Origin of the sequence: Erythrobacter cryptus DSM 12079 (genome assembly GCF_000422985.1) — a bacterium.
GTDB lineage: Bacteria > Pseudomonadota > Alphaproteobacteria > Sphingomonadales > Sphingomonadaceae > Erythrobacter > Erythrobacter cryptus.
On sequence record NZ_AUHC01000002.1, the window covers coordinates 224,412 to 250,092 of the forward strand.

The following is a 25,681-nucleotide window of genomic DNA, read 5'->3' on the forward strand; positions in this document are numbered from 1 at the left end:
CGGCGATGCTGCGGCGCTTCTTGTCCGTGCTGTTCCTTGCCTGGGCGATCGGCTTTCTCGCCTTCGTCGTGGCCCTGCCGCGCCCGCTCGCCACGCCGCACAAGACCGACGCGGTGATCGTGCTCACCGGCGCGGCCGGGCGCATCGCCCATGGCCTTCACGTGCTCGAGCAGGGCGCGGCGCGCCGGCTGCTGGTCAGCGGGGTCGATCCCGAGGTGCGTCCGGGCGAATTTGCCGCCGAGTTCAAGGTCGCCCCGGGGCTGATGGCCTGCTGCGTGACGCTGGGTTACGGGGCGGTCGACACCCGCTCCAACGCCGCCGAGACCGCGCGGTGGGTGGCCGCAAACAAGGTGCGCTCGCTGAGGCTGGTGACGAGCGACTGGCACATGCGCCGTGCCGCGGGCGAGCTGGAAAGGGCCTTGCCGGAAAATGTGCAGATCCTGCGCGATGCGGTGCCCTCGCAGCCCGATTTCGGCACGCTGCTGCTCGAATATCACAAGTTTCTCGCCAGCCGCGCGGCAGGATTGGTGTCGCTGTGAAGACGCTTGCCGCGGCCGCGCGCTCGCTCGCCTTCTATCTCGTGTTCTATGGCGGCACCGCGCTGCTGGTGCTCGCCGCGCTGGTGGCGGTGAGCCTGCGGCGCGGCTGGCTGCACGCGCTGGTGCGGGTGTGGGGCGCCTTTCACCTGTGGTGCGTGCGCCGCCTTGCCGGGATCGAGGTGGTGATCGAAGGCGCGCTGCCGCGCACAGCGGCGCTCATCGCGATCCGGCACGAAAGCTTCTTCGAGGCGATTGATACTGCCCGGCTGTTTGATCGCCCGGCGGTGTTTGCCAAGCAGGAATTGTTCCGCATTCCCGGCTGGGGCTGGCTGGCGCACCGTTACGGACTCATCCCGGTGGCGCGCGACCGGGGCGCGGTGGCGCTGCGGGCGATGCTTGGCGAGGCCAAGGCGCGCCTGGCCGAGGGCCGGGCGCTGGTGATCTTCCCCGAGGGCACGCGCGTGCCCCATGGCCGGCGCGTGGCCCTGCAGGCGGGCTTTGCCGGGCTTTACAAGCTGCTCGGCCTGCCGGTGGTGCCGATCGCGGTCGATAGCGGGCCGACCTATCACCGCCTGATCAAGCGCCCCGGGCAGATCACCTACAAGGTGGGCGAGACCATCCCGGCGGGCCTGCCGCGCGAGCAGATCGAGGCCCGGGTGGAAGCGGCGATCAACGCGCTCAACCCGCCCCTGCGCCCCTGAGCCGCCCGGCGCTTCAATGCTCGCGCCCGAAATCGGGGCGGCTGTCGTCCTGGCCCTGCTCGATCACCGCGCGGCGGATCGCCCGGGTGCGGGTGAAGAGGTTGAACAGGGTCTCGCCATCGCCCGAGCGGATCGCGCGTTGCAGCGCGGTCAGGTCCTCGACGAAGCGGCCGAGCATTTCCAGCACCGCGGTGCGGTTGGTGAGGAAGACATCACGCCACATCACCGGGTCAGACGCGGCGATGCGGGTGAAATCGCGGAAACCCCCGGCCGAATACTTGATCACCTCGCTCTGCGTCACTTCCTCGAGGTCGCTGGCAGTGCCGACGATGGTATAGGCGATGAGGTGCGGGATATGGCTGGTGACCGCGAGCACCAGATCGTGGTGCGCCGCGTCCATCCGCTCGACCCGCGAGCCGAGCGCGGTCCAGAACCCCGCCACCGCCTCGATCGCTGCTTCATCGGCATCCTCGGAAGGGGTGAGGATGCACCAGCGCCCGGCAAAGAGCGTGGCAAAACCGGCATCCGGCCCGCTCTGTTCGGTGCCGGCCACGGGGTGGGCAGGGACGATGCGAAAGCCGGGCAGGGCCTCGGCCAGCGCCGCGGCCACGGCCTGCTTGGAAGAGCCGACATCGCTGATGATCGCCTGAGGCCCAAGCCCTGCGCGGATGGCGCGGGCGGCCTCACCCATGGCGCCCACCGGCACGCACAAGATCACGAGATCGGCCCCGGCGACTGCCGCCTCGGCGGTCTCGCACACCTCATCCACCAAGCCGCGTGCGGCGGCGCGGGCGCGCACGTCCGGGTTCTGGTCCCAGCCCCTGGTGGCAATCTCGGGCACGCGCGCCTTGACCGCCAGCCCGATCGAGCCGCCGAGCAGGCCAAGGCCAATGATCGCGAGGCGCTCGATCCTCATGCCGGCTCTCCGCACAGGCGCTTGAGGGTGGCGATCACCGCGCGCATGGCCTCGCTTGTGCCGATGGTGATGCGCAGCGCATCGGGCAGGCCCTGCCCCGGCAGGTGGCGCACCGCATAGCCGGCCTCGGCCAGCGCATCGCGCGCAGCCGTGGCGCTCACCTCCCCCTTGAAATGGACGAGCAGGAAATTGGCCTCGCTCGGCGAGGCGCTGATACCGTGGTTGCCAAGCGCCGCGATCGCTTCTGAAAGGCGCGCGCGCTCGCGGGCGTTGTGAGTGCGCGCGGCGGCGACGAAGTCCTGATCGCCCAGCGCTGCCAGTGCCGCCCGCTGCCCGCTGGCCGAGACATTGAAGGCACCGCGCAGGCGGTTGAGGATATCGATGAGCGCGGGCGCGCCGGTCATCCACCCCACCCTTTCGGACGCCAGCCCATAGGCCTTGGAAAAGGTGCGGCTGACGAGCACGTTGTCATGCGCCGCGGCAAGGGCAAAGCCGGCCTGCTGCAAGGCCGGATCGAGATATTCGGCATAGGCCTCGTCAATCACCAGGAGCACGTGCGGCGGCAGGCCGGCGTGGAGGCGCGCCAGCTCTGCCGGGGGCAGGTAGCTGCCCACCGGATTGTTGGGATTGTCGAGCAGCACCACCCGGGTGCGCGCGGTGACCGCGGCGAGCAGATTGTCAACGCTGGCACCAAAGGCGCCCTCGGCAGGCGCGGCCAGCACCGGGGTGGCCCCCACCTTCATGGCAAGGAGCGGATAGAGCGAGAAGGAATAGCGCGCGAACAGCACCTCATCGCCCGGCCCGGCAAAGCCCTGCACCGCGCAGTGCAGCAGCTCGCCCGAGCCGGTGCCGCACACGATCCGCGCCGGATCAAGCCCGTGCAGCGCGGCAAGGCCCTCGCGCAGGGCGCGGGCATCGGGATCGGGATAGTCGGCAGGCGCGTGGCCCTCGCAAAGGGCCGCGAGCGCCGCGGGCGCGGTGCCGAGCGGGTTCTCGTTGGCCGAAAGCTTGACGAGCGGCCGCCCGCTCGCGGTGCGCGACTGGCCCGGCACATAGGGATGGATCGCCGCGATCCAGGGCTTGGGAGTAGGCTGCGAGATTGGCTGCGACATGGGACGAGCGCGATAGCCAGTTTGCCAGGGCGAATACAGCGCGAAAACGTGGGGGGCGGGCGCGCGGGGGCGATGGGCGAGCGGCGATTGACATGCGCCGGGCCCTCCCCCAAGTCGCGCAAGCCCGATGAACAGCGTGCCCCTCTCCAAGGCCTATGCCCTCCCCCACCCGCTGCCGCTCGACAGCGGGCAGGTGCTCGAGGCCTGCCAGATCGCCTATGAGACCTATGGCACCCTCGCGCCGGGCAAGGACAATGCGGTGCTGGTGTGCCACGCGCTCACGGGCGACCAATATGTCGCCAGCCCCCACCCGATCACCGGCAAGCCGGGCTGGTGGGAACGCATGGTCGGGCCGGGAAAGCCGATCGACACCACGCGCCACTTCGTCATCTGCGCCAATGTGATCGGCAGCTGCATGGGCTCGACCGGGCCGATGAGCCTCGCGCCTGATGGCAAGCCCTATGCCATGCGCTTTCCCGTCATCACCATCCGCGACATGGTGCGCGGCCTTGTCGGCCTGCTCGATGGCCTTGGCATTGCCCGCCTCCACGCCGTGGTCGGCGGCTCGATGGGCGGGATGCAGGCCCTGAGCCTTGCCGCCAACTGGCCAACACGCGCCGCGCGGGTGCTGGTGATCGCCTCGACCGCGCGCCATTCGGCCCAGAACATCGCCTTTCACGAGGTCGGCCGCCAGGCGATCATGGCCGATCCGGCCTGGAACGGCGGCGATTACTACGGCGCTTCCGCGCGGCCCGACAATGGCCTTGCCGTGGCGCGCATGGCCGCGCACATCACCTATCTGTCCGAGGCCGGGCTGACCGAAAAGTTCGGCCGCCGCTTGCAGGATCGGGCGGAAAAGGGCTTCGGCTTTGATGCCGAGTTCCAGGTGGAAAGCTACCTGCGCTATCAGGGCAGCGGCTTTACCCGCCGCTTTGACGCCAATTCCTATCTCTACATCACCCGGGCGATGGACTATTTCGATCTGGCCGAGGAGCATGGCGGCAGGCTTGCCAATGCCTTTGCCGGAACGCCGGCGCGCTTCTGCATCGTCAGCTTCGATACCGACTGGCTCTATCCCACTGCCGAGAGCCGCCACATCGTCCATGCCCTAAATGCCGCGGGGGCCAAGGTCAGCTTTGTCGAACTCTCTGCCCCGCACGGGCACGATTCCTTCCTGCTCGAGCACGATCAGCTCGACCGGGTGGTGCAGGGGTTCCTCGCGTGAGCCTGCGATCTGACCTTGCGGTGATCGCCGCCCATGTCGCCCCCGGCAGCCGGGTGCTCGACATCGGCTGCGGCGATGGGGCGCTGATGGCCGAGCTGGAAGCCGCGCGCGGCTGCGATGCGCGCGGGATGGAGCTTGACGGGGCGCTGGTGGAACGCTGCGTCGCGCGCGGCCTTTCGGTGGTGCAGGGCGATGCCAATGTTGACCTTGCCGACTATCCCGACAAGGCCTTCGACTATGCCATCCTCAGCCAGACGCTGCAGACCGCCACCCGGCCCGACCGGATGCTCGAGGAACTGCTGCGCGTCGGCCGGCGGGCCTTTGTGTCCTTCCCCAACTTTGCCCATTGGCGCACCCGCATGGCGCTGCTCATCGGCGGGCGGATGCCGGTGACGCGGGCGCTGCCGCTGACCTGGTATGAAACCGAGAACATCCACCACGTGACGGTGGAGGATTTCCGCGATCTGGCGCGGATGAAGGGCGCGCGGATCGAACGCGCGTGGTTCTTCGCCGGGGACAGGCAGATCGGCGCGCCAGGGGCAAACTGGCGCGCCGAATTCGCGGTGTTTGAATTAAGCCGGTAGGTTCAGCCCGCGCGGTGCAGCATGCACAGCTTGTGGCCATCGAGGTCGCGGACATAGCCGAGGTTGAGCGTGCCCATCGCGCCCGTGCGCGGCCCCGGCGGGTCCTCGATCGAGGTGCCGCCCGCGGCGACAGCAGCATCGTGAAAGGCCTTGACCTGCTCGAGACTGTCGCAGGCAAAGCCGATGGTCGAGCCATTGGCAATGGTGGCCGGTTCGCCATTGATCGGCTCGCTGATGGCGAAGATCCCGCCATTGTGGAACCAGAAGGCGCGCTTGTGCCCGGTGGCGGCCTCGTTGACCATGCCGGGCCCGGCGCCAAGCGTGGCGAGGACCTTGTCATAGAAGTCCTTGGCCCGCGCGAAATCATTGGTGCCGATCATGATGTGGCTGAACATGTGCTCTCGTCTCCTCTCGCAAGACGGGTTGCGGATTAGGACGGATCGGCCCCAGCGGCAATGGCGATTTCGCTGGCGCCTGGCCGGCAAGGCAGGGCATAGGAGGGGCGATGCCGACCAGCCTTCTTGCCGTCCTGCTCGCGCTTCAGGGCACGTCCGCCGCGCCGCCGGCGCTTGCGCCCGATCAGCGCGCGCTGCTGCGCTGCGCCGCGGCCTTTGCGCTGGTGGCCGAGGGCCAGGCGCGCGGGGCCGAGGAGGCGCTGCGCTGGCCGGCGCTAGAGGGGCGCGGGCGCGAATTCTTCGTGCGCGCCCTGGCGCAGGTGATGGATGAGGCCGGGCTGGATCGCGAGGCGATCGCCGCGCACACCCGGGCCGAGGCGCGCGCGCTGAGCGCCGCGGGCGAGGTGGATCGCATCATGCCCTCCTGCCTCACCATGCTGGGGGCTGCCGGGCTGTGATCATCCCCCGCCGGCAGGCGCGCGACCATGGATTTGCCGCGCCATTTGCGGCATGGGGCAAGTCAAGATGTGGCAACTTCACCAATTCCCGCTGTGCCCCTTCAGCCGCAAGATCCGGCTGCTGCTGAGCGAGAAGAACGTCCCCTTCGAGCTTGTCCGCGAATATCCCTGGGCGGCCTCGGAGATGTTCTTCAACCTCAATCCCGCCGGGCGCACCCCGGTGATCGTCAATCCGCAAAAGCAGATCGTCCTCGCTGACAGCCGGGCGATCGCGGAATATTTCGAGGAAACCGTGCCGCGCGCGCCGATGATCAACGGCAGCGCCGCCCAGCGTGCCGAGATCCGCCGGCTGGTGGCGCTGTTCGACGAGAATTTCTACGCCGATGTCACCGCCCCGCTGCTCGCTGAGCGGATGAAGAAGCGCATCCTGCGCCAGCCGCCCGACAGCGGCGCGCTGCGCAGCGCGATGAAGCTGGCGCACGGCCATCTCGACTATCTCGACTGGCTGATCGACAACCGCCCCTGGGTGGCCGGTTCGACCATGAGCCTGGCTGATCTTGCCGCCGCGGCGCAGATTTCGGTCGCCGACTATCTCGGCGGGATCGACTGGAGCGGGCACGAGCAGGCGCGCGGCTGGTATGCGGTGTTCAAGAGCCGCCCGAGCTTCCGCCCGCTGCTGGCCGAGCGGATGGAGGCGATCAAGCCGCCCGCCCACTATGCCCTGCTCGATGGCTAGGACCGGCCGCGCCGCGCTTGCGCATTGCCGGGCGCGCGCCGATATTGGCGGGGCGAGCAGGAGAGCAAGGCGATGATCGAAGACCCCCGCAGCCTCAGCGAGGAGGAATGGCGCGCGCGGCTCACCCCGATGCAGTATCACGTGCTGCGCGAGGCGGGGACGGAACGCGCCTTCACCGGCGAATATGACAAGTTCTTCGAGGAGGGCGAATATCACTGCGCCGCCTGCGGCACGCAGCTGTTCTATTCCACCGCCAAATACAATTCCGGCTGCGGCTGGCCCGCCTTTACCCGCCCGGCAAGCGAAGAGGTGATCGAGGAGCACCGCGACACCTCCTATGGCATGATCCGCACCGAGGTGCGCTGCGCCAAGTGCGGCGGGCACCTTGGCCATGTGTTTCCCGATGGCCCGCCTGAACAGGGGGGCTTTCGCTACTGCATCAATTCCGCCGCGCTGATCTTCACTCCGGCCGAAGGCTGACAGCGCCCCCCACACACACGCCTTGGCCGGGGAGAGCCGCAGGCGCCCGGTTCACCCGCGGAAAGAACGCGCCTATGCAAGGGGCGCAAGGCTGGTCTCTCAGGAGCGCCGCAGCGATTGGGCAGGAATGATGTCGAGACGGGGTGAGCGGCTGAAAGGCAAGCAGGTGCGCGGATCGCGCCGCGCCGCGGCTGCGCGCGCCGGTCAGGGTGCCGCGCCGCCGCCCTCACAGGGATCGGCGCCCTCGCGGCTGCGGCGCTGGCTTACCCGCGCGCTCGCCTGGGGCGCGGGCCTTGCGCTGCTCGCCGCCCTGGTGCTGGCGGTGGCGGTGGGCATGGCCGCCCATTCGCTGCCAAGCTATGCCGCGCTCAAGGCCAGCCAGCCCGGCCAGACCATCGTGATCCGCGCACGCGACGGGCGCGAGCTGATCGAGATCGGCCCAAGCTTTGGCGACTGGCTCGATTATGACGAGATCCCTCAAACCATGATCGATGCCATGATCGCGGTCGAGGACAAGCGCTTCCGCCGGCATTTCGGGGTCGATCCGGTGCGGCTCACCGGCGCGGTGGTGGAATGGCTCACCGGCTCGCGCGCGCGCATCGGCGGCACCTCCACCATCACCCAGCAATTGGCGCGCAACCTGTTTCTCAACAACAACCGCACCCCCGATCGCAAGGCGCGCGAGGCGGTGCTGGCGATGGCGCTCGAATGGAACCTCACCAAGGAGGAGATTCTCGAGCTTTATCTCAACAAGGTCTATTTCGGCGGCGGGGCCTATGGCATCGATTCGGCCAGCCGCAAGTTCTTCAGCCACCCGGCAAACGAGCTGAGCGTGGCCGAGGCGGCGATCATCGCCGGGCTGGTCAAGGCGCCGAGCCAATATTCCCCCACCGCCGATGTCGAGGCCGCGGTGGACCGCGCCAGGGTGGTGCTGCAATTGATGCAGGAACAGGGCTACATCACCCCCGATCAGGCCCGGGTCGATGTCAGCGCGGTGCAATTGAAGCAGCAGGCCGGGCAGAACTCGGTGCGCTATTTCACCGATTGGGTGCTGCCGCAGCTCGATATCATCCTGCCCGAGACCTACGAGCCGATCGAGGTGTGGACCACGCTCGATATCGGGATGCAGCGCGCCGCCACCGCGGCGATCGAGGCCAATACCCCCAAGGGCGCGCAAGGGGCGCTGGTCAGCCTCGATCGCGACGGGGCCATTCTCGCGATGGTGGGCGGCACCGACTATGTCGAAAGCAACTACAACCGTGCCACCACCGCGATGCGCCAGCCCGGTTCGGCCTGGAAGCTCTTCGTCTATCTCGCCGCGCTCGAGGCCGGTTATACGCCCGAGGACAAGGTGGTCGATGCCCCGGTGACGATCGCCGGGTGGAGCCCGCGCAACGCCAATGGCCGCAATATCGGGGAAACCACGCTGCGCGCCGCCTTTGCCTATTCGATCAACACCGTGGCCGCGCAGCTCGGCAACGAGGTGGGCTTTGGCACCGTGGCCTCGATGGCGCGGCGCTTTGGCATTGCCAGCGAGATCGACACCACGCCCGCGATGGTGCTCGGCTCATCCGAGGTGCGGGTGATCGAGATGGTGCAGGCCTTTGCCGGGGTGGCCAACAAGGGCGTGCCGGTCAAACCCTATGGCATCACCCGGGTGGTGGGGGCGAGCGGCGAGGTGCTCTACACCCACGAGGACGCGCGCAGCCCACCCGTCGTGCCCGATTATGTGGTTGCCGGGATGACCGATCTGCTCCAGGCTGCGGTGCAGACCGGCACGGGCAGCGCCGCGCAGATCGGGCGCCCGGTGGCGGGCAAGACCGGCACGACCTCGTCGAACAAGGATGGCTGGTTCATCGGCTTTTCGAGCGGCATCACCACCGGCGTGTGGATGGGGCGCGACGATGCCAAGCCGGTGCCGGGCCTGCAGGGCGGACGCGCTCCGGCCCGCGCCTTTGCTGCCTACATGCGCTATGCCGTCAAGGACCGCCCGGTCGAGGCCTTCGACGTGACGCTCAACCTGCCCGACTGGCAGCTCGAACCCGATCAGGAAGCCCTGCTCGGCGCGCCTGAGGACTATTACTACATCGACGAGGAGGGCAATCTCGTCGAGCCGACCCGGCGCGAGGGCGGCCAGGACGCGGGCAGCGGCGAGGATGCGCCCGCCGCGGCGGGCCCCGAGTTTCTCGAACAGGCCACCGGCGGCACGATCCCGCGCACCCCGCGCCGCAACCCGCCGCCGCAGCCGGCGCCGGCGGGCAAGCCGCCCGAAGACTAGCACGGCGCGCAACCCGCAGCAGAAAGGGGCGCCGGAGCCATGCCCCGCGCGCCCCTTGCCTGTGGCGCGGGCGTGCCTGCCGCCCGCCAGCCGATCAGCGCAGCCGCACCGGCACGAAGATCGGCGGCTGGGTGCGGCGCTGGACCCGCAGCAGCACCGCCTCGCGCCCTTCGGCGCTGGCGGCCCTGATCTGGGCGAGCAGCGCCTCGACCGTGGTGACCGTCTGGTAATTGGCCGACAGGATGATGTCGCCGCGCCGCAGCCCCTTGCGTGCGGCATCCGAATTGGGATCGACCGCGGCGATCACCACCCCCTGGGTATCGGTGGGCACCCCGAGCGAGCGGGCGATCTGAGCGCTCATCGGCATCACCTGCATTCCCAGCTTCTGCTCGATGGTGCTGTCCGAGGTGCCCGGCGCCATCGGCTCATCGCTGTCGGGATCGAAGGTCTCGCTCTGCTGCTGGAGTTCCGCCTCGCTCGGGCGCTTGCCGAGCGTGACCGGGATGGTCAGCCGCTTGCCATCGCGCAGCACCTCGACCGGCACCCGCTCGCCCGGCTGGAGATTGGCGACGAGGAAGGAGACGGTCTGGTCTGCGCTCACCTCCTTGCCGCCGACCTTGGTGATGATGTCGCCCGCGCGCACCCCGGCGCGGCCCGCGGGGCTGGTTTCCTCGACCGATTGCACCAGCTCGCCGCGGCGCTTGGGCAGGCCAAGCGAGGCGGCGAAATCCTCGTCGATGGGCTGCAGCCGCACGCCGAGATAACCGCGCTGGATCTCCTGGCCCTGGCGCAGCTTCTCCACGATCGGCGCGGCGATCTCGGCGGGGATGGCAAAGCCGATCCCCACGCTCCCGCCCGAGGGCGAGAAGATCGCGTTGTTGATGCCGATCACATTGCCGCGCATGTCGAACAGCGGCCCGCCCGAATTGCCGCGGTTGATGCTGGCATCGGTCTGGATGTAGCGGTCATAGGCGCCGCCCTGGCCGGTGTTGCGATAGACCGCCGAGATGATCCCGCTGGTCACCGTGCCGCCAAGGCCGAAGGGGTTGCCGATCGCCACCACCCAATCGCCCACCCGCGCCTTGCTGGAATCGCCGAACTCGACGAAGGGGAAGGTCTTGTTGGCGCGGATCTTGAGCACCGCGAGGTCCGAGGCGGCATCGGCGCCGATCACGTCGGCTTCATATTCGCTGCCATCAGCCAGGGTGACGGTGATCGATTCGAGCTTGGCCCGGGTATCGGGGGGCGAGATCACGTGGTTGTTGGTGACCACCACGCCATCGGCCGAGATGATGAAGCCCGAGCCCAGCGACTGGGCTTCACGGGTTTGTGGCTGTCCGCCGCCGCGGCGGTTGAACAGATCGGCAAAGGGGGTGCCGGCAAAGGGATTGACGCTGACCTCGACGCGCTGGCGCGTGGCGATGTTGACCACCGCCGGGGCGAGCTGGGCGGTGAGATCGGCAAAGCTGGCCGGGGCGCCGGCCACCGGCACCACCCGCTGCATCACCTGATCATCGTTCTGCGCCACCTGCGCGCCGACCGGCGAGCCGGTGATCAGCGAGATGGCCGCGCCGCCCACCAGCAGCGCGCTCGACAGTCCATACACATAGCGCACTTTTTTCACGTCCTCTTGATCCTTATCCTCGTGGCGGAAATGCGCGATCTGGTCGCGCTGTTCCGCAAAGCCTGGCCGGGGCCGACCCGGCACGGTCGGGCACGGCGCTGCAATTGCGCCTTTCCGGGCTGAACGCTGATTGAACGCCGCCGGCATTCGGCGCCCCGCATCAGCGCTTGGTCGAAGCGTCACTTCCGGCCCTTGAACTGGCGGAAATACTCGCTGTCTTCCGAAAGCACCATGGTGCTCTGCCCTTCGCCCGCCAGGAAGGTCTGGCGGTAGCTCTGCATCGCCCGGTAGAAGTCATAGAACTCCGGGTCTTTTCCATAGGCATCGGCATAGATGCGCGCGGCTTCGGCCTTGGCCTCGGCCTGGATGATCTGGGCATCGCGCTGGCCGGCGGCGCGGATGGTGGCGGCTTCCTCCTGCCGGTCGGTCTCCATCCGGGTGAAGGCGGCATCGAGCGGGCGGCCTTCGGGAAGGTCGGCCGCCTTGATCCTGACATCGAGCACCTGCGCGCCATAATTGCGCGCCTGGGCATCGAGCGCGCGGGTGATGTTGGCCATGGCGGTGCCGCGTTCGGCATTGATCAGCGCGGCAAAGGGCCGCCGCCCCAGCTCCTGGCGCAGCACCGAAGTGAGGATCGGCAGGAGCTGGGCCTCGAGCTGGCGCTCGCTCCCGGCGCGTTCGACGAGCTTGACCGGATCGATGATGCGATAGCGCGCATAGGCATCGACCTGGAGGCGCTGCTGATCGTTGGAGAGCACCTGGGTGCGCTCCATGTCGAGATCGAGCACCCGCCGGTCGATCATCTGCACCTGCTCGACAAAGGGGATGCGCCAGTTGAGCCCGGCGCCGGTCTGGCCATAGGGCTGGTTGGGGCGGAACATGTTGAAGATGCGCACCGGCTGCCCGGTGCGGATCACCACCGCCTGGTGGGTTTCGGGCACGATCACGATGCTCGACATCAGCGCCACCGCCAGCACGATGCCGCCGATCAGAAGCGCCTTGGTGTTCCTGAGCAGGCCGTTCATGGCGTTCATCGCGTCACTCTCCTTGCGCCTGGGCCTGCGGCTGGGCGCGGCGCTTGACTTCGGGCAGCGGCAGATAAGGCAGCACGTTGCCGGATTCGACGATGGTCTTGTCGGTGCGCGAGAGCACCGCTTCCATGGTCTCGTAATAGAGCCGCCGGCGCGTCACCTCGGGGGCGAGGCGGTATTCCTCGTAGATGTTGTTGAACTCGGTGGCATCGCCCTGGGCGCGGGCGAGCAGCTGCTGGGCCGCGGCGCGGGCGCGGTTGATCGCGGCATCGGCATCCTGCTGCGCGCTCGAGACGTCCTTGAAGGCTTCTTCCACCCGCGCCGGGGGATCGACCTTGTTGATCTCGATCCCCTGCACCGTGATCCCCGAGCGATAGGCATCGAGCCGCGCCTGCATCGCCGCGCGCACGTCCTGTTCGATCTCGGCCCGGCCCTCGCCGGTGAACACGGTGTCGAGCTTCTGCCGCGCCACCGCCGCGCGCATCGCCGCCTCGGCGATCTCGAGCAGGGCGTTGCGCGGATCGGCGAGCTGATACTTGTAGAGCACGAGGTCGGAGATGTTCCAGCGGATGAGGTAGCTCAAATCAACGAGGTTCTGGTCAGCGGTGAGGATCAGCTTTTCGGTGTTGGTGCCCGGCACTTCCTCGAGCCGCACCTTGCTGACATTTTCCTTCTCGACCACCTGGAGCGGCCAGGGCGCGGTGAAATTGGTGCCCGAATCGAGCTCGTGCGAATATTTGCCCCCCAGCCAGGTCACCACCGCCTGTTCGCCCGGCTGGACGAAGTGGATGCTGGTCGCCCCGATCCACAGCAGCGCCACCGCGCCGAGGATCACCGGCACCCAGCTCTTGCCGCCGGGCCGCTCGGGCAGGCGAAAGCCCGGCCCGCCGGTGCCGCCGCCGCGGCGCGGGCCTTCCGGGCCGCGGCCCTTGAAGATGTCCTCGATACTGGCCGAGCGGCGCTTGCCCGGATCGCCGCCGCCCGGGAGCCACGGGTTGCGCGGGCCGGAGCCTTCGCCCCTGGGCGCGCCATCGCCCGGCTCCTCGCCCTTCTCGGGTGCGCCCCAGGGGTTGTTCTTGCCTGCCATGGCAAGGCCGCGCGCGGCCGCGCCAAGACGTTCTCTCCAGCTCTCCGATCTGTGCATGAAGGCGTTATAGGCATGCGCACACGCGAAAAACAGGGGTTGGCTTGGCGAAATTGGTGGTAGAGGCGCAGGGCCATGACCGAGGCTGACTTGCCCCCCCGCGATCCTGCCGCCGAGGAAGCGCTGATCCGCAGCGCGCTTCCGCCCGAGATCAACCACCGCCTGCGCTCGGCGCGGATCGTCGCGCGCCGCGCGGTGATCGTCGCTGAGGCGGGCGATCTCGACCCGGCGGGGCGGGCCGAGCTCGAGGCGGCGATCCGCGCCGCGCTCGCCCCGCTCGATGGCATTGATGAGGTGCGCATCGCGCTCACCGCCGAGCGGCGGCGGCGGCGCCTCATCGCCGTGGGCAGCGGCAAGGGGGGCGTGGGCAAGTCCACGCTCACCACCAATCTGGCCGTGGCGCTGGCGCGGATGGGGCGCCGGGTGGGGGTGATCGATGGCGATATCTACGGCCCCTCGCAGCCCAAGCTGCTGGCGACCGAGGGGATGAAGCCCGAGGCGCGCGGCGACAAGCTGGTGCCGATCACCAGCCGCCACGGGGTCAAGGTGCTCTCGCTCGGGCATATCGTTGCCCCCGGCAAGGCGCTCGCCTGGCGCGGGCCGATGACCGGCAAGGCCCTGACCCAGCTGATCGAGGCCGATTGGGGCGAGACCGATCTCCTCCTCGTCGATCTGCCCCCCGGAACCGGCGACGTGCAGCTCTCGATGCTCTCGGCGCATCGGCCCGACGGGGCGATCCTGGTCTCGACCCCGCAGGATCTGGCGCTGATCGATGCCGCGCGCGCCGGGCAATTGTTCGAACAGGGCGAGGTGCCGATCATCGGCCTCATTGAGAACATGGCCGGCTATGCCTGCCCCCATTGCGGCGAGATCAGCGATCCCTTCGGCAGCGGCGGGGTGGAGCGCTTTGCCGCCGCGCTCGACATTCCCTTCCTCGGGCGGGTGCCCTTGACGCTCGCCACCCGGATCGCCGGCGATGCTGGAGAGCCGCCCGCGGCGGGCGAGGGCGAGGCGGCCGCGCCCTTCCACGCCATCGCCGCGCGCCTTGCCCGCTGGCTCGATACCGGGAAGGTCTGAAGCCGATGCCGCTCACCCGCCGGGGCATGCTGGTTGGCGCCGCCGCGGGCGGGGGGCTGCTTGTTGCCTGGTGGCTGCTGCCGCGCGAATACCGCAGCCCGCTGATCGCCGCGCGCGACGAACAGGTGTTCGGCGCCTGGCTCAAGATCGCGGCCGATGGCGTGGTGACGGTGGCGGTGCCGCAATGCGAGATGGGGCAGGGGATCACCACCCTCTTGCCGCAGATCGTGGCGGTCGAACTCGGCGCCGACTGGCGGCAGATCGCGGTTGAACCCGCGCCGGTCTCGGGCGCCTATGCCAATGTGCCGCTGGCAGAAAAGTGGGCGCCGCTGTGGGATCCGCTCATCGCCGGGCGCCTGCCGGGGGCCGAGGCGCTGCTGGCTGCGCGCTTTGCCGGGGCCGAGCGCTTCTCGGCCACCGCCGATGGCACCGCGCTTGCCGCCTATGAAGGCCCCTGCCGCGCCGCCGCCGCCACCGCGCGCGCGCTGCTCGCGGAGGAGGCCGCGGCGCGCTGGGGCGTGGCTGCCGAGGAATGCGTGGTTGAAGGCGGCATCGTCAGCCATGGCGACAAGCGCTTGCGGTTTGGCGAAATTGCCGAGGGCGCCGCCCGCCGCACCCCGCCGGATCCCCCGCCGCTCCGGCCCGAGCCGGCGCGCGAGCAGCCTCTGCCGGCCGAGGCCGAGGAGACCCCGGCCTTTCCGCGCATCGATCTGCCCGCCAAGGTCGATGGCTCCTATCGCTTTGCCGGGGACGTGCGCCTGCCCGGCATGGTCTTTGCCTCGATCCGCCACGGTCCGTCGGACGATTCGGTGTTGACCGGCTTCGATGCCAGGGCCGCCGCCGGGATCAGGGGCCTTGCCGGCATTGTCGAGAGCAAGCGCTGGCTCGCCGCCGCTGCGGACACCTGGTGGAGCGCCGAGGCCGCGCTCAAGGCCATGCGCCCGCGCTTTTCGGTCGCCGCGCCGGTGAGCAGCGCCGATATTGCCGCGCGGCTCGGCACCACGCTGACCGCGGGCGAGGGCCACGTGATCGCCGAGAGCGGCTTTGGCCGCGCGGGGATGAAGCGGGTGGACATGGCGCGGCGCTACGAGGTCGAGCCGGCCCATGCCGCCCCGCTCGAGACCGCCAGCGCCACCGCGCGGCTCGTCGACGGGCGGCTCGATCTGTGGATCGCCACCCAGGCGCCCGAACAGGCCCGCCGCGCCGCCGCCCGCGCGATCGGCCTCAAGGCCGAGGACGTGGCGCTCTATCCCATGCCCGCCGGGGGCAGCTTCGATGCGCGGCTCGAGCATGACCATGCGATCGAGATCGCGCTCATTGCCCGCGCGCTGGGCCGCCCGGTGCAGCTGACCTGGCCGCGCCGCGACGAGCTGATCCGCAGCCGCCCGCGCGCTCCGGCCTGGCTGCTCGTCGGTGCGCAGCTTGCCACCACCGGCCCGGCCGAAGGCCAGGGCGCGATCGATGCCCTGCGGCTGCGTATCGCCACCCCGCCGGCGGCCCTCGAGTTCGGGCGGCGGCTGTTTGCGGGCCGCACCACCAGCGCGGCGATGCGCGAGACCAGCGGGCGGAGCGATCCGCTCGCCTGCGAAGGCGCGGTGCCGCCCTATCGCCTGCCGGCGCTGCTGGTCGAACATGTCCCGGTCGAGATCGGCCAGCCGGTCGGGCGGGTGCGCGGCAATGCCCATGGGCCGGCGGTGTTTGCGATCGAGAGCTTCATCGACGAGATCGCCGCGTGCTTCCGCCGCGAGCCGCTGTCCTTCCGCATGGCGATGCTGGGCGATGACGTGCGCCTTGCCGCCTGCCTCCAGCGCGCCGCGCAGCTGGCGGAATGGGATGGCGGCACCGGGCAGAGCGGGCAGGGCCTGGCCTGCGCCCGCATCGGCACCGGGCCCGAGGCTGCGCGCATCGCCTGTGTCGCCACCGCGCGCCAGGGCGAGGGCGGGGTGCGCGTCACCCGCCTTTCGGCCGCGGTCGATATCGGGCGGATCGTCAACCACGATATCGCCCGCCAGCAGATCGAGGGCGGGCTGGTGTTCGGCATGGGCATCGCGCTCGGCGCCCCGCTGCGCTTTCGCGCCGGGCTGCCCGAAATCACCGACTATGCCGGCCTCGGCCTGCCGGGGATCGGCGATTGCCCCGAGATGCGCATCGAGTTGATCGCGAGCGAGGCCCCGCCCGCCGATCCGGGCGAGCTGGGCGCGGTGGTCGCCCCGCCGGCGATTGCCAATGCGCTGTTTTCCGCTACAGGCCTCAGGCTCAGGCGCTTGCCCTTGCTTTCGGACGGCATATGACCGGGACAGATCTGCAACACCCCGTCCGGCGCCGTGCCGAGGGCTGGAAACCAATCGGCGCCCGCGTGTTGGGCAGGCTATGACCTGGCAGCCCCAGCGCCTTCCCGGCGATCATCCCCCGGTTGAAAGCGGCCGGATCGGCGTGTTGCTGATCAATCTCGGCACACCCGATGGGCCCGATCCCGATTCGGTCAAGCGCTATCTCAAGGAGTTCCTGTCCGACACCCGGGTGGTGGAGATCCCCCCGATCATCTGGCAGGTGATCCTGCGCGGCATCATCCTCAACACCCGGCCGCAGAAAAGCGCCAAGGCCTATCAGAAGATCTGGACGAGCCGCGGCTCGCCGCTGGCCGACATCACCGCCCGCCAGGCCGAGGCGATGGCGGGCCGGTTTGGCGAGAAGGTGCTGGTCGATTGGGCGATGCGCTATGGCAATCCCTCGATCGAAAGCCGCCTCACCGCGCTGATGGGCGAGGGCTGCGATCGCATCCTGGTGGCGCCGATGTATCCGCAATATTGCGCCGCCACCACCGCCACGGTGTTCGACGAGATCGCCCGCGTGCTCAAGGCGATGCGCTGGCAGCCGGCGCTGCGCTTCGTGCCGCCCTATCACGACGATCCGCTCTATCTCGGCGCACTGGCCGAGGATCTCACCCGGCAGGTGCGCGCCCTTCCGTTTCGCCCCGAGGTGATGCTCCTGAGCTTCCACGGGATGCCGCAGCAGACGCTGGAGAAGGGCGATCCCTATTATTGCCACTGCATGAAGACCGCGCGCCTGCTGCGCGAGGAACTGGCACAGCGCCCGGAGTTTGCCGGCGTGCGGTTCGAGACCACCTTTCAATCGCGCTTCGGCCCGGCGGCCTGGCTCGAGCCTTCGACCGATGCCACCCTGATCGCCGAGGGCGAGAAAGGCACGCGCCGGCTGGTGGTGGCCGCCCCCGGCTTTGCCGCCGATTGTGTCGAGACGCTGGAAGAACTGGCGATCGAGGGGCGCGATGAGTTTCTCGAAGCGGGCGGCGAGGACTATGCCGTGCTCCAATGCCTCAACACCTCGGATGATGGCCTTGCCATGATCGAGGCGCTGCTGCGGCGTGAGCTTTCGGGGTGGATTTGACCGAGAGGATTATTTACACCAAAGTCAGTTGCACATCCGAACCTTTGCCGGAGCATCGAGACGATCATGGCCACGCTTGCCCAAGCCCCGACCGCTGCCGAATTTGCCGGCGCCGCCCCCTTCGGCGCACCCCGCCACTGGAGCGAGGGGCGCCTTTGCGCGGCTGACCTTGCGCATATCCCGGGCGAGGGCGGCTGGCCGCTGGTGGGCAACACCTTCACCATGCTCGCCGACCCCCATGCCTTTGCCGCGCGGATGATCGCCAAATATGGCAAGGTCTACAAGAACCGCGCCTTTGGCGGCTGGCAGGTGGCGCTGGTGGGCGCCGAGGCCAATGAGCTGGTGCTGTTCAACAAGGACAAGATCTTCTCCTCCGAACAGGGCTGGGGCCCGGTGCTCGACCAGCTTTTCCCGCGCGGGCTGATGCTCATGGATTTCGAGCATCACCGGATCGATCGGCGCGCGCTCTCGATCGCCTTCAAGCCCGAGCCGATGCGCCATTATTCGGGCGCCCTCAACCGCGGCATTGCCCGCACGGTGGAAAGCTGGAAGGAGCCGATCCGGTTCTATCCGGCGATCAAGAAGCTCACCCTCGATCTGGCCGCGGAAAGCTTCATCGGCCTGCCCTGGGGGCCAGAGGCCGACCGAATCAACGAAGCCTTCGTCGATATGGTGCAGGCCTCGGTCGCCCCGATCCGCCGCCCGCTGCCCTTCACCAAGATGAAGAAGGGGGTGGATGGCCGGGCCTTCCTGGTCGATTATTTCACCCGCGAGACCCTGCGCCGCCGCGCCGAGGGCGGGGGGCAGGACATGTTCAGCCAGTTCGCCACCGCCACCCGCGAGGATGGCAGCCTGCTGCCCGTGGATGAGGTGGTCGATCACATGAACTTCCTGATGATGGCCGCGCACGACACCATCACCTCCTCGGCCACCTCGCTCGTCTATTATCTCGCGCTTCACCGCGACTGGCAGGAGCGCCTGCGCGAGGAGGTGTTTGCGGTGACCGGCGGGCCGGATGGCCTGGGCGATCCGCGTCCGCTGGGCTATGACGATCTCGGGCGGCTGGAACTGACCGAAATGGCCTTCAAGGAAGCGCTGCGGATGATCCCGCCGGTGCCCTCGATGCCGCGCCGGGCCTTGAAGGCCTTTGAATTCGGCGGCTATCACATCCCGGCGGGCGCGATGGTGGGGATCAACATCCACTGGACCCACCATGCCGAGGAATATTGGGACGATCCCTATCGCTTCGATCCGATGCGCTTCACGCCTGAAAAGGTGCGCGCGCGGCACAAATATGCCTGGGTGCCCTTTGGCGGGGGGGCGCATATGTGCCTGGGCCTCCACTTTGCCTATATGCAGGTGAAGATCCTCATGGCCCACCTGCTCCAGCGCTACCGGATCGAGGCCGCGCCGGGCTATGCCCCCAAGTGGCAGGCCTGGCCGATCCCGCAGCCCAAGGACGGGCTCAAGGTCACCTTCACCCCGCTCTGAGCGCCCACGCCTGGGCGGGGCCATGTTTCACGTGGAACATCCCCGGGCGGGCAAAGCGTGGGCAGAACTGCGCCAAAGCAGCGCCAAAGCGGCCAGAGAGCTTTGGCGCGCGCGGGGCGCTGCGAGCCGGGAAGGTCAGAAGTCCCAGGCGATCCCGTTCTTCTCCCAATCGCCATAGCGGGTGGGAGAGAGCTTCTCGTCGTTCGTCACCGGCTGCGGCTGGGGCACCGGATCGTTGGTCCAGTGGGCGGGCTTCTTGAACTTGCGGGCAGCTTCGCACTTCTGTGTGGTCATGCCCTGTGAAATGCCCATGCTGGCGCTTTGTTTCAAGCAAGGTTAGGGCCTGATCCCATGGCCCCTCCCCCCGGACTTGCCCCGCGTCGCGCTGCGCTGCGCCTCCTCGATGCCGTGCTGCGCCGGGGTGAGACGCTCGACCTCGCCGAGAGGGCGGCGCTCGCCGATATCCGCAAGGCGCCCGATCGCGCGCTCGCCCGCGCCATCGCCGCCGAGGCGCTGCGCTGGCTTGTCGATCTTGATAGCCTGATCGACAGCGCCACGCCCCAGCGCCTGCCCGATGATGCCAAGGCGCGCATGGTGCTGCGGCTGATGCTGGCCCAGGCGCTGCGGCTCGAGACCCCGCCCCACGCGGTACTGGCCACCGCCCTGCCGCTGCTCGTCGGCGGCCCGCGGCGGCTGGCGCACGGCGTCTTTGCCGCGCTCACCCGGCAGGGCGTGCGCCTGCCCGAGGTGCCGAGCCTGCCCGAGCCCGTGATCGCCCGCTGGGGCGCGGCCAGGGCCGCGGCGATCGCCCCCGGCCTTGCCCTGGCGCCCGAACTCGATCTGGCGCTGCGCGATCCCGCCGAAACCACGGCGCGCGCCGCCCAGCTTGGCGCGATCAGCCTTGCCCCCGGTCATCTGCGCCTGCCGCGCGGCGGCATGGTCGAAGCCCTGCCCGGCTTTGCCGAGGGCGCCTTGTGGGTGCAGGATCTCGCCGCGCAGCTTCCCGCCCGGCTGCTGGGCCGGGGGGCGGGGCGCGCCGCGCTCGACCTGTGCGCCGCGCCGGGGGGCAAGACCATGCAGCTCGCCGCCGCGGGCTGGCAGGTCACCGCGCTCGACATTTCCAAGCGGCGGCTCGATCTGCTCAAGGCCAACCTCAGGCGCACCGGCCTCAAAGCCTCACCAGTGCGCGCCGATGCACTGACCTGGGAGCCGCGCCAGCGCTTCGATGCGATCCTCATCGACGCGCCCTGCAGCGCCACCGGCACCTGCCGCCGCCACCCGGACGTGCTGTACCGCATCGGCGCGCGCCAGATTGCCGACCTCGTCGAACTGCAACGCGCGCTGGTGGCGCGGGCTGCGGGCTGGCTGAACCCCGGCGGGGTGCTGGTCTATGCGGTGTGCTCGCTCGAGGCCGAGGAGGGCGAAGAACAGGCGGCGTGGATAACCGCCCATTGCCCGCTCAGCCCCCTGCCGATCACCGCCGATGAAGTCCCCGCCGGGCTTGCCCCCACGCCCGAGGGCGCCCTGCGCACCCATCCCGGGATGCTGGCCGCGCACGGCGGGCTCGATGGGTTCTTCGTGGCGCGCTGGGTGAAGGCGTAAAGCCAACCTCGTTCCCCCGGACCAGTGGGGCGCGGACGACCCGGCCCGCCAACGGACGGGCCGCAAGGGCGACCGCCCGCCCGCAGGTGCTCGCGCGTAGCGCGAAACGCACCGAGGACGTGCCCGCGGAGGCGGGCACGCAAACAAGAAAGGGGGCCCCGGCTCGTTGGCCGGGGAGACGAGATCGGCTCTAACTCAATCCTTCACATATTTCTGATAGGACTTGCGCAGCTTCATCAGCTTGGGCGGAATCACCGCGAGGCAATAGGGATTGCGCTGGCCTTCGCCCTGCCAATATTCCTGGTGATAGTCCTCGGCCGGATACCATTCCTTGGTCTGCACCCCGCCTTCGAGGCCCTCGATCGTGGTCACCGCCTGCTGGCCATTTTCGGCGTTCCAGCGCGCGATCGCGGCGCGCGCCTCGGCGGCCTGTTCGTCCGAAAGCGGGAAGATCGCGCTGCGATATTGCGTGCCGATGTCATTGCCCTGGCGATTGAGCTGGGTGGGATCGTGGGTGCCCAAGAACACGTCATAGATTTCCGCGAGGCTGATCACCGCCGGATCGAAGGTCACCCGCACCGCCTCGGCATGGCCGGTGGAGCCGGTGCACACCTCCTTGTAGGTGGGGTTGGGCTTGGTGCCGCCAATGTAGCCGCTCTCCACCGCGCTTACTCCCACCACATCGCGGAACACCGCTTCGGTGCACCAGAAGCAGCCGCCCGCCACGATCGCCGTTTGCAGATTGCTCACTCGAAATCTCCTCACGTTTCTGCCACAGATAAGGAAGCTATCCGGGATTGCCAGCCATGGCCGGCCCGGTTCCTTCATCATCTGCGGGAGAGTTCTTCGCCATGACCAAGCCGATCCTTGCCCTTGCCGGCGCGAGCGCGCTTGCCCTTGCCGCGCCGGTGGTGGTGGCCGCGCACGAGGCGCATGGCGCCGGGATGGACGAGGCCCATATCCTTGATACCGCCGCCTTCATGAAGATGCATGGCGAGCAGCTTTCGGCCGCGATCAACCATCCCAGCCGCGCCGCGGACAAGGCCCGCGATCCCTTCCGCCACCCGGCCGAAACGCTCGCCTTTTTCCATGTCGGCCCGCACATGAAGGTGGGCGAATATGCCCCCGGCGGCGGGTGGTATTCGCGCCTGCTCGGCCATTACCTCGGCGGCGAGGGCCAGCTCGTTGGCCTCTTTGCCAACCCGCTTGCCGCCACCACCGATCCGGCGCGCCAGCAGCGCATCCGCGATCAGGCGGCGGGCTTCGGCGCCGAAGTGGCGGGCTATACCGGGCTGCCCGCGGAGCGTTTCAGCGCCATCACGCTCGACAATCTCGAAGGCCACAAGGGCACCTTTGATCGCATCCTCGTGATCCGCGCGCTGCACAACATCATGCGCGCCGGCATCGCCGATACCGAGATCCGCGCGATGCGCGAGCTGCTCAAGGATGATGGGCTCATCGGCATCGTCCAGCACCGCGCCAAGGCCGATGCGCCCTGGTCCTATGCCAATGGCTCGAAGGGCTATCTCAAGCAGCAGGATGTGATTGATTTCATGCGCCTCAATGGCTTTGAACTGGTGGCGGCGAGCGAGGTCAACGCCAATCCCAGGGACAGCGCCGATCACCCTGAAGGCGTGTGGGAAATGCCCCCGGTGCTTTCCACCAAGCGCGAGGACTTGAAGGCTCTGGGCGAGAGCGACCGCATGACTCTCCTGTTCAAGAAGGCCAAGTGATGGGTTAAGGGCGCCGGCATGAGCGCCATCACCCTTGCCGCCCTTCAGCTTGCCCTTGGCGCAGCCGATGAGGCCGAGAACATCGCCGCGGTTGCCGCCCTTGTCGAGGAGGCAGCCGCGCGCGGGGCGCAGCTGATCCTGCCGCCCGAGCTGTTTTCCGGCCCCTATTTCTGCCGCGAGGAGGATGAGGCGCTGTTCGCCCTCGCCCGGCCTGTGGCAGAGCATCCCAGCGTGATCGCCATGCAGGCGCTTGCCGCAAGGCTGAAGGTGGCGATCCCCACCAGCTTCTTCGAGCGCGACGGGCATCACTATTACAACACCCTCGCCATGATCGGCCCGGATGGTGAGATCATGGGCACCTATCGCAAGAGCCACATTCCCGATGGGCCGGGCTATGAGGAGAAATATTATTTCCGCCCCGGCAACAGCGGCTTCAAGGTGTGGGACGTGCCGGGCGAGCAGGGGGCACGCGTGCGCGTGGGCGTGGGCATCTGCTGGGACCAGTGGTATCCCGAATGCGCGCGGGTGATGGCGCTGATGGGGGCCGAGGTGCTGATCTATCCCACCGCGATCGGCTCGGAACCCTATGACGCCGATCTCGATACCAGCCGCATGTGGCGCCGGGCGATGATCGGCCATGCGGTGGCGAACTGCATGCCTGTGGCCGCGGCCAACCGCATCGGCAGCGAAGGGCCGCAAGGGGCAGCGCAGCGCTTCTATGGCCATTCCTTCATCTGCGATGAATGGGGCGATCTGGTGGCGGAATATGGCGCGCACGAAAGCGGGGTGCTGATCGCCCGGCTCGATCTGGCGCGCGCGGCGCGGCACCGGGCGGGCATGGGCTTCTTCCGTGATCGCCGCCCGCAGCTTTATGGCCGGATCGTCGAGGACATCTAGCCTGGCGAGCGCCTACCTCATTGCGCTCGGCAGCAACCGGCGCCACCCGCTCTATGGCGCGCCGGCAGGGGTGGTGCGCGCGGCGCTCGAGGAATGCGCGGCGCTCGGCACCGTCACCGCGCGCGCGCCGGTGGTGGCGAGCGCGCCGATGGGCGCGGCGCGGCGCCGCTTTGCCAATGGCGCATTGGTGCTCGAAAGCGTGCTCGCCCCGCCGGCGCTGCTCGCCGCGCTCAAGCAGATCGAGCGCGCGTTCGGGCGGCGGCGGGGACGGCGCTGGGGTGACCGGGTGCTCGATTGCGACATCATCCTGTGGAGCGGCGGGCGCTGGCGCAGCCGCGGCCTTGCCATCCCCCACCCGGCCTTTCTGGGGCGCAGCTTTGTGCTCGGCCCGGCACGGGCGATCGCGCCGCGCTGGCGCGATCCGGCGAGCGGGCTGACCATCGCCCAGGCCCATGCCCGCTTGACCCGGCGCCGCCCCCTGCCTAGGTGAGCGCGCCTGGCAAGCAAGGTGCGGCCAGCGCCCCAGCGTGGGCCCGTAGCTCAGTAGGCAGAGCAGCTGACTTTTAATCAGCGGGTCACAGGTTCGAATCCTGTCGGGCTCACCATTGCCTTGCCTTTACGGCCTTGCTGGGGGCGACGGCTGATGGCCGCGCGCCTTGGCAGCCTCAGCCCGCCAAGGGGCCAGCCCTTTCGATCAGGCTGTGCGCCATCCCCTCGATCCGAGGCTTCCACGCCAGCATTCCGAGCCACTCCTGCGGGATGCCGCTCGCACCGTAGAGCGCCCCGGCAAGCTGGCCGGCGATGGCGGCGGTGGTGTCGGCATCGCCGCCGAGGTTGGCTGCGAGCAGGATCGCCGAGCGGAAGTCGCTGGTGCGCGCCACCGACCACAGGGCGGCCTCGAGCGAATGGGCGACATAGCCCGAGGAGGCGATCTCGCGGCGCGCCTTGCCGCGCCAGCTGCCCGCCATGATGGCGGCGATCGCGCCGGCATAATCGCCGCTGCGGGGCGAGAGCACCTCGTGGGCCGGCACCCCGGCGATGGCCTTGGCGAGCAGCTCGGCATAGGCAACGCAGGCGCTCACCGCCTCGGGCGCGCCGTGGGTGGTGCGGCTCTGGAGCGCGGCGACGCGGCGCAGCGCCTCGGGATCGCGCCAGAAGCGGATCGCCACCGGCGCAAGGCGCATCAAGGAGCCGTTGCCCGCGGTGTTCGGATCGGTCGCCCCGGCATAGGGATCGCCGCTGCGCTGCCAGCGGTTGAGCGCGTCATTGGTGGTGATGCCGATGTCGAAGCAGGTCTCGGTGCACGAATAGGTGCCCTCGTCGCGCCAATCGACAAAGCGGCGCATCAGGTCTTCGGGATCGAACTCCGCCGCAACATAAAGACTGTCCGCCAGTGCGAGGGCCATGGCCGTGTCGTCGGTCCATTGCCCGGGCTTGAGGCCGAAGGGGCCGCCGCCGATCATGTCGGTGAGCCGCGGATAGCTGCCGCGCGGCTTGAACTCGAGCGTGGTGCCCACCGCATCGCCGACGGCAAGGCCGAGAAGGGCGCCGATGGCGCGATCCCGGATCGCCGCGTCACTCTGGCACGGGGCGCTTTCCTCCACCCTCGCCTGCTGGCGCACATGGGCCTCCTGCGCGGGAGTCTCGATCGCGCCCGGGCGCACCGCGCGCACCGCGGCAATGGCCTCATCGGCCGGCCAGCCCAGTTCCACCAGCAGGCGCACGGCGATGGTGCCGGCCCGGCCCAGCCCGCCCTTGCAATGGACAAGGATGTTGAAGCCGTGCCGCAGCCGCGCCCTGAGGCCCGGCCCATGCACGCGCCAGGTGGCCTCGAAACCGGCATCGGGCACGCTGACGTCCGGGATCGGCAGGTGCAGCCAGTCCATGTGCCGCGCCGCCACCTCGCTGCCGAGGTCTTCAACGCCAAGCGCGCGCATTTCGTGCGGCTCGATCAGGGTGACAACGGCGGCGGCGCCGAAATCCGCGATGACATCAAGATCAAGGCCAAGATCGCGGTCCCAGCCGCCGCTCATCGCGTGGGGCTGCTTCTTGCCGGGGCAGAAGGTGATGCCGATCGTGCCGAAGCCCGGCTGGGGGGTGATCGCGGCGATCTGCAAGGGGTGGGTGTGGCTGGTTCGCATGGCTTTGCTCCGGTTGACGTTTCGCCAGCAGCGCTTGGCTGTGCTAAGGCGCTTATTCAGCCGGGCCCGGTGGGGCGGCGGGTGCTCGGGATTTTCCGGGGGTGGGGGAGCA

Annotated in this window: 25 protein-coding genes and 1 tRNA gene; 17 read left to right on the forward strand and 9 right to left on the reverse strand. The window is 69.1% G+C overall.

Going from position 1 to position 25,681, the window contains the following annotated elements; genetic code table 11:
* Positions 1 to 5 precede the first annotated feature (5 nt).
* On the forward strand, positions 6 to 539 hold the full coding sequence (locus tag G524_RS0103935) for a YdcF family protein (RefSeq protein ID WP_027442544.1): 534 nt from the start codon (positions 6 to 8) through the stop codon (positions 537 to 539).
* Positions 536 to 1,240, forward strand: a complete 705-nt coding sequence (locus G524_RS0103940; protein WP_027442545.1) for a lysophospholipid acyltransferase family protein — start codon at positions 536 to 538, stop codon at positions 1,238 to 1,240. The genes G524_RS0103935 and G524_RS0103940 overlap by 4 nt, the downstream gene beginning before the upstream one ends.
* Positions 1,241 to 1,253: 13 nt before the next feature.
* Here the strand turns inward: G524_RS0103940 and G524_RS0103945 are convergent, their stop codons facing one another.
* Together G524_RS0103945 and G524_RS0103950 are read right to left on the reverse strand one after the other, a co-directional pair.
* Entirely contained in the window at positions 1,254 to 2,156 is a 903-nt protein-coding gene (locus G524_RS0103945; RefSeq protein ID WP_027442546.1) for a prephenate/arogenate dehydrogenase family protein, read from the reverse strand.
* Positions 2,153 to 3,268 (reverse strand): pyridoxal phosphate-dependent aminotransferase, encoded by a 1,116-nt coding sequence (locus G524_RS0103950; RefSeq protein ID WP_027442547.1) that lies wholly within the window; start codon positions 3,266 to 3,268, stop codon positions 2,153 to 2,155. Before G524_RS0103950 ends, G524_RS0103945 begins: the two co-directional genes overlap by 4 nt.
* Positions 3,269 to 3,395: 127 nt before the next feature.
* Between G524_RS0103950 and metX the strand changes: the two genes are divergently transcribed.
* Positions 3,396 to 4,493, forward strand: coding sequence for a homoserine O-acetyltransferase MetX (metX, locus tag G524_RS0103955; RefSeq protein ID WP_027442548.1), 1,098 nt, complete (start codon positions 3,396 to 3,398; stop codon positions 4,491 to 4,493).
* Complete coding sequence (gene metW / locus G524_RS0103960) at positions 4,490 to 5,077, forward strand: methionine biosynthesis protein MetW (protein ID WP_027442549.1); 588 nt, start codon at positions 4,490 to 4,492, stop codon at positions 5,075 to 5,077. The genes metX and metW overlap by 4 nt, the downstream gene beginning before the upstream one ends.
* Positions 5,078 to 5,079: 2 nt before the next feature.
* Here metW and G524_RS0103965 read toward each other — a convergent pair whose 3' ends face one another.
* Positions 5,080 to 5,472 carry a VOC family protein gene (locus G524_RS0103965; RefSeq protein WP_027442550.1) on the reverse strand — a complete coding sequence of 131 codons (393 nt, stop codon included), beginning with the start codon at positions 5,470 to 5,472 and terminating at the stop codon, positions 5,080 to 5,082.
* Positions 5,473 to 5,582: 110 nt separating this feature from the next.
* Here G524_RS0103965 and G524_RS0103970 point away from each other — a divergent pair, with 110 nt between their 5' ends.
* The 4 genes from G524_RS0103970 (at position 5,583) to G524_RS0103985 (ending at position 9,424) form a co-directional block, all read left to right on the forward strand.
* Positions 5,583 to 5,930, forward strand: coding sequence for a hypothetical protein (locus G524_RS0103970; protein ID WP_027442551.1), 348 nt, complete (start codon positions 5,583 to 5,585; stop codon positions 5,928 to 5,930).
* Positions 5,931 to 5,997: 67 nt separating this feature from the next.
* Positions 5,998 to 6,666, forward strand: coding sequence for a glutathione S-transferase family protein (locus G524_RS0103975; protein WP_027442552.1), 669 nt, complete (start codon positions 5,998 to 6,000; stop codon positions 6,664 to 6,666).
* A gap of 72 nt (positions 6,667 to 6,738) precedes the next feature.
* Complete coding sequence (gene msrB, locus G524_RS0103980) at positions 6,739 to 7,146, forward strand: peptide-methionine (R)-S-oxide reductase MsrB (RefSeq protein ID WP_211219275.1); 408 nt, start codon at positions 6,739 to 6,741, stop codon at positions 7,144 to 7,146.
* A gap of 130 nt (positions 7,147 to 7,276) precedes the next feature.
* Entirely contained in the window at positions 7,277 to 9,424 is a 2,148-nt protein-coding gene (locus G524_RS0103985; protein ID WP_027442554.1) for a transglycosylase domain-containing protein, read from the forward strand.
* A 94-nt stretch (positions 9,425 to 9,518) separates the two neighbouring features.
* Here G524_RS0103985 and G524_RS0103990 read toward each other — a convergent pair whose 3' ends face one another.
* The 3 genes from G524_RS0103990 to hflK all read right to left on the reverse strand — a co-directional run bounded on the left by G524_RS0103990 (position 9,519) and on the right by hflK (position 13,166).
* Positions 9,519 to 11,048, reverse strand: coding sequence for a Do family serine endopeptidase (locus tag G524_RS0103990; protein WP_156894002.1), 1,530 nt, complete (start codon positions 11,046 to 11,048; stop codon positions 9,519 to 9,521).
* Positions 11,049 to 11,227: 179 nt separating this feature from the next.
* Positions 11,228 to 12,073, reverse strand: a complete 846-nt coding sequence (gene hflC, locus G524_RS0103995) for a protease modulator HflC (protein ID WP_027442556.1) — start codon at positions 12,071 to 12,073, stop codon at positions 11,228 to 11,230.
* A 13-nt stretch (positions 12,074 to 12,086) separates the two neighbouring features.
* A complete protein-coding gene (gene hflK, locus G524_RS0104000) occupies positions 12,087 to 13,166 on the reverse strand; it encodes a protease modulator HflK (protein ID WP_027442557.1) in 1,080 nt (359 codons plus the stop codon).
* A 132-nt stretch (positions 13,167 to 13,298) separates the two neighbouring features.
* On the opposite strand from hflK, the gene G524_RS0104005 reads away from it, so the two are divergent.
* The 4 genes from G524_RS0104005 to G524_RS0104020 all read left to right on the forward strand — a co-directional run bounded on the left by G524_RS0104005 (position 13,299) and on the right by G524_RS0104020 (position 19,196).
* A complete protein-coding gene (locus tag G524_RS0104005; protein ID WP_051220886.1) occupies positions 13,299 to 14,300 on the forward strand; it encodes an Mrp/NBP35 family ATP-binding protein in 1,002 nt (333 codons plus the stop codon).
* Positions 14,301 to 14,305: 5 nt separating this feature from the next.
* Positions 14,306 to 16,591: a molybdopterin cofactor-binding domain-containing protein gene (locus tag G524_RS0104010; protein WP_027442559.1), complete on the forward strand. Its 2,286-nt coding sequence runs from the start codon at positions 14,306 to 14,308 to the stop codon at positions 16,589 to 16,591.
* Between the two features lie 79 nt (positions 16,592 to 16,670).
* The gene (gene hemH, locus G524_RS0104015) at positions 16,671 to 17,705 is read left to right on the forward strand and encodes a ferrochelatase (RefSeq protein WP_027442560.1); all 1,035 of its coding nucleotides are present in this window, start codon (positions 16,671 to 16,673) and stop codon (positions 17,703 to 17,705) included.
* Between the two features lie 66 nt (positions 17,706 to 17,771).
* Positions 17,772 to 19,196: a cytochrome P450 gene (locus tag G524_RS0104020; protein ID WP_027442561.1), complete on the forward strand. Its 1,425-nt coding sequence runs from the start codon at positions 17,772 to 17,774 to the stop codon at positions 19,194 to 19,196.
* A 135-nt stretch (positions 19,197 to 19,331) separates the two neighbouring features.
* Here G524_RS0104020 and G524_RS16510 read toward each other — a convergent pair whose 3' ends face one another.
* Entirely contained in the window at positions 19,332 to 19,490 is a 159-nt protein-coding gene (locus G524_RS16510; RefSeq protein ID WP_084625042.1) for a DUF1674 domain-containing protein, read from the reverse strand.
* 57 nt (positions 19,491 to 19,547) lie between these two features.
* Here G524_RS16510 and G524_RS0104030 point away from each other — a divergent pair, with 57 nt between their 5' ends.
* On the forward strand, positions 19,548 to 20,798 hold the full coding sequence (locus tag G524_RS0104030) for an RsmB/NOP family class I SAM-dependent RNA methyltransferase (RefSeq protein ID WP_027442562.1): 1,251 nt from the start codon (positions 19,548 to 19,550) through the stop codon (positions 20,796 to 20,798).
* 195 nt (positions 20,799 to 20,993) lie between these two features.
* Here G524_RS0104030 and msrA read toward each other — a convergent pair whose 3' ends face one another.
* Positions 20,994 to 21,539, reverse strand: coding sequence for a peptide-methionine (S)-S-oxide reductase MsrA (gene msrA, locus G524_RS0104035; RefSeq protein WP_027442563.1), 546 nt, complete (start codon positions 21,537 to 21,539; stop codon positions 20,994 to 20,996).
* 110 nt (positions 21,540 to 21,649) lie between these two features.
* Between msrA and G524_RS0104040 the strand changes: the two genes are divergently transcribed.
* The 4 genes from G524_RS0104040 (at position 21,650) to G524_RS0104055 (ending at position 24,033) form a co-directional block, all read left to right on the forward strand.
* A complete protein-coding gene (locus tag G524_RS0104040) occupies positions 21,650 to 22,531 on the forward strand; it encodes a class I SAM-dependent methyltransferase (protein WP_027442564.1) in 882 nt (293 codons plus the stop codon).
* 18 nt (positions 22,532 to 22,549) lie between these two features.
* Positions 22,550 to 23,428, forward strand: a complete 879-nt coding sequence (aguB, locus tag G524_RS0104045; protein ID WP_027442565.1) for an N-carbamoylputrescine amidase — start codon at positions 22,550 to 22,552, stop codon at positions 23,426 to 23,428.
* On the forward strand, positions 23,403 to 23,918 hold the full coding sequence (folK, locus tag G524_RS0104050; protein WP_211219285.1) for a 2-amino-4-hydroxy-6-hydroxymethyldihydropteridine diphosphokinase: 516 nt from the start codon (positions 23,403 to 23,405) through the stop codon (positions 23,916 to 23,918). The genes aguB and folK overlap by 26 nt, the downstream gene beginning before the upstream one ends.
* Positions 23,919 to 23,957: 39 nt before the next feature.
* Positions 23,958 to 24,033, forward strand: a tRNA-Lys gene (locus G524_RS0104055).
* 60 nt (positions 24,034 to 24,093) lie between these two features.
* On the opposite strand, the gene G524_RS0104060 is transcribed toward G524_RS0104055, so the two are convergent.
* A complete protein-coding gene (locus G524_RS0104060) occupies positions 24,094 to 25,569 on the reverse strand; it encodes an ADP-ribosylglycohydrolase family protein (RefSeq protein WP_027442567.1) in 1,476 nt (491 codons plus the stop codon).
* Positions 25,570 to 25,681 lie beyond the last annotated feature (112 nt).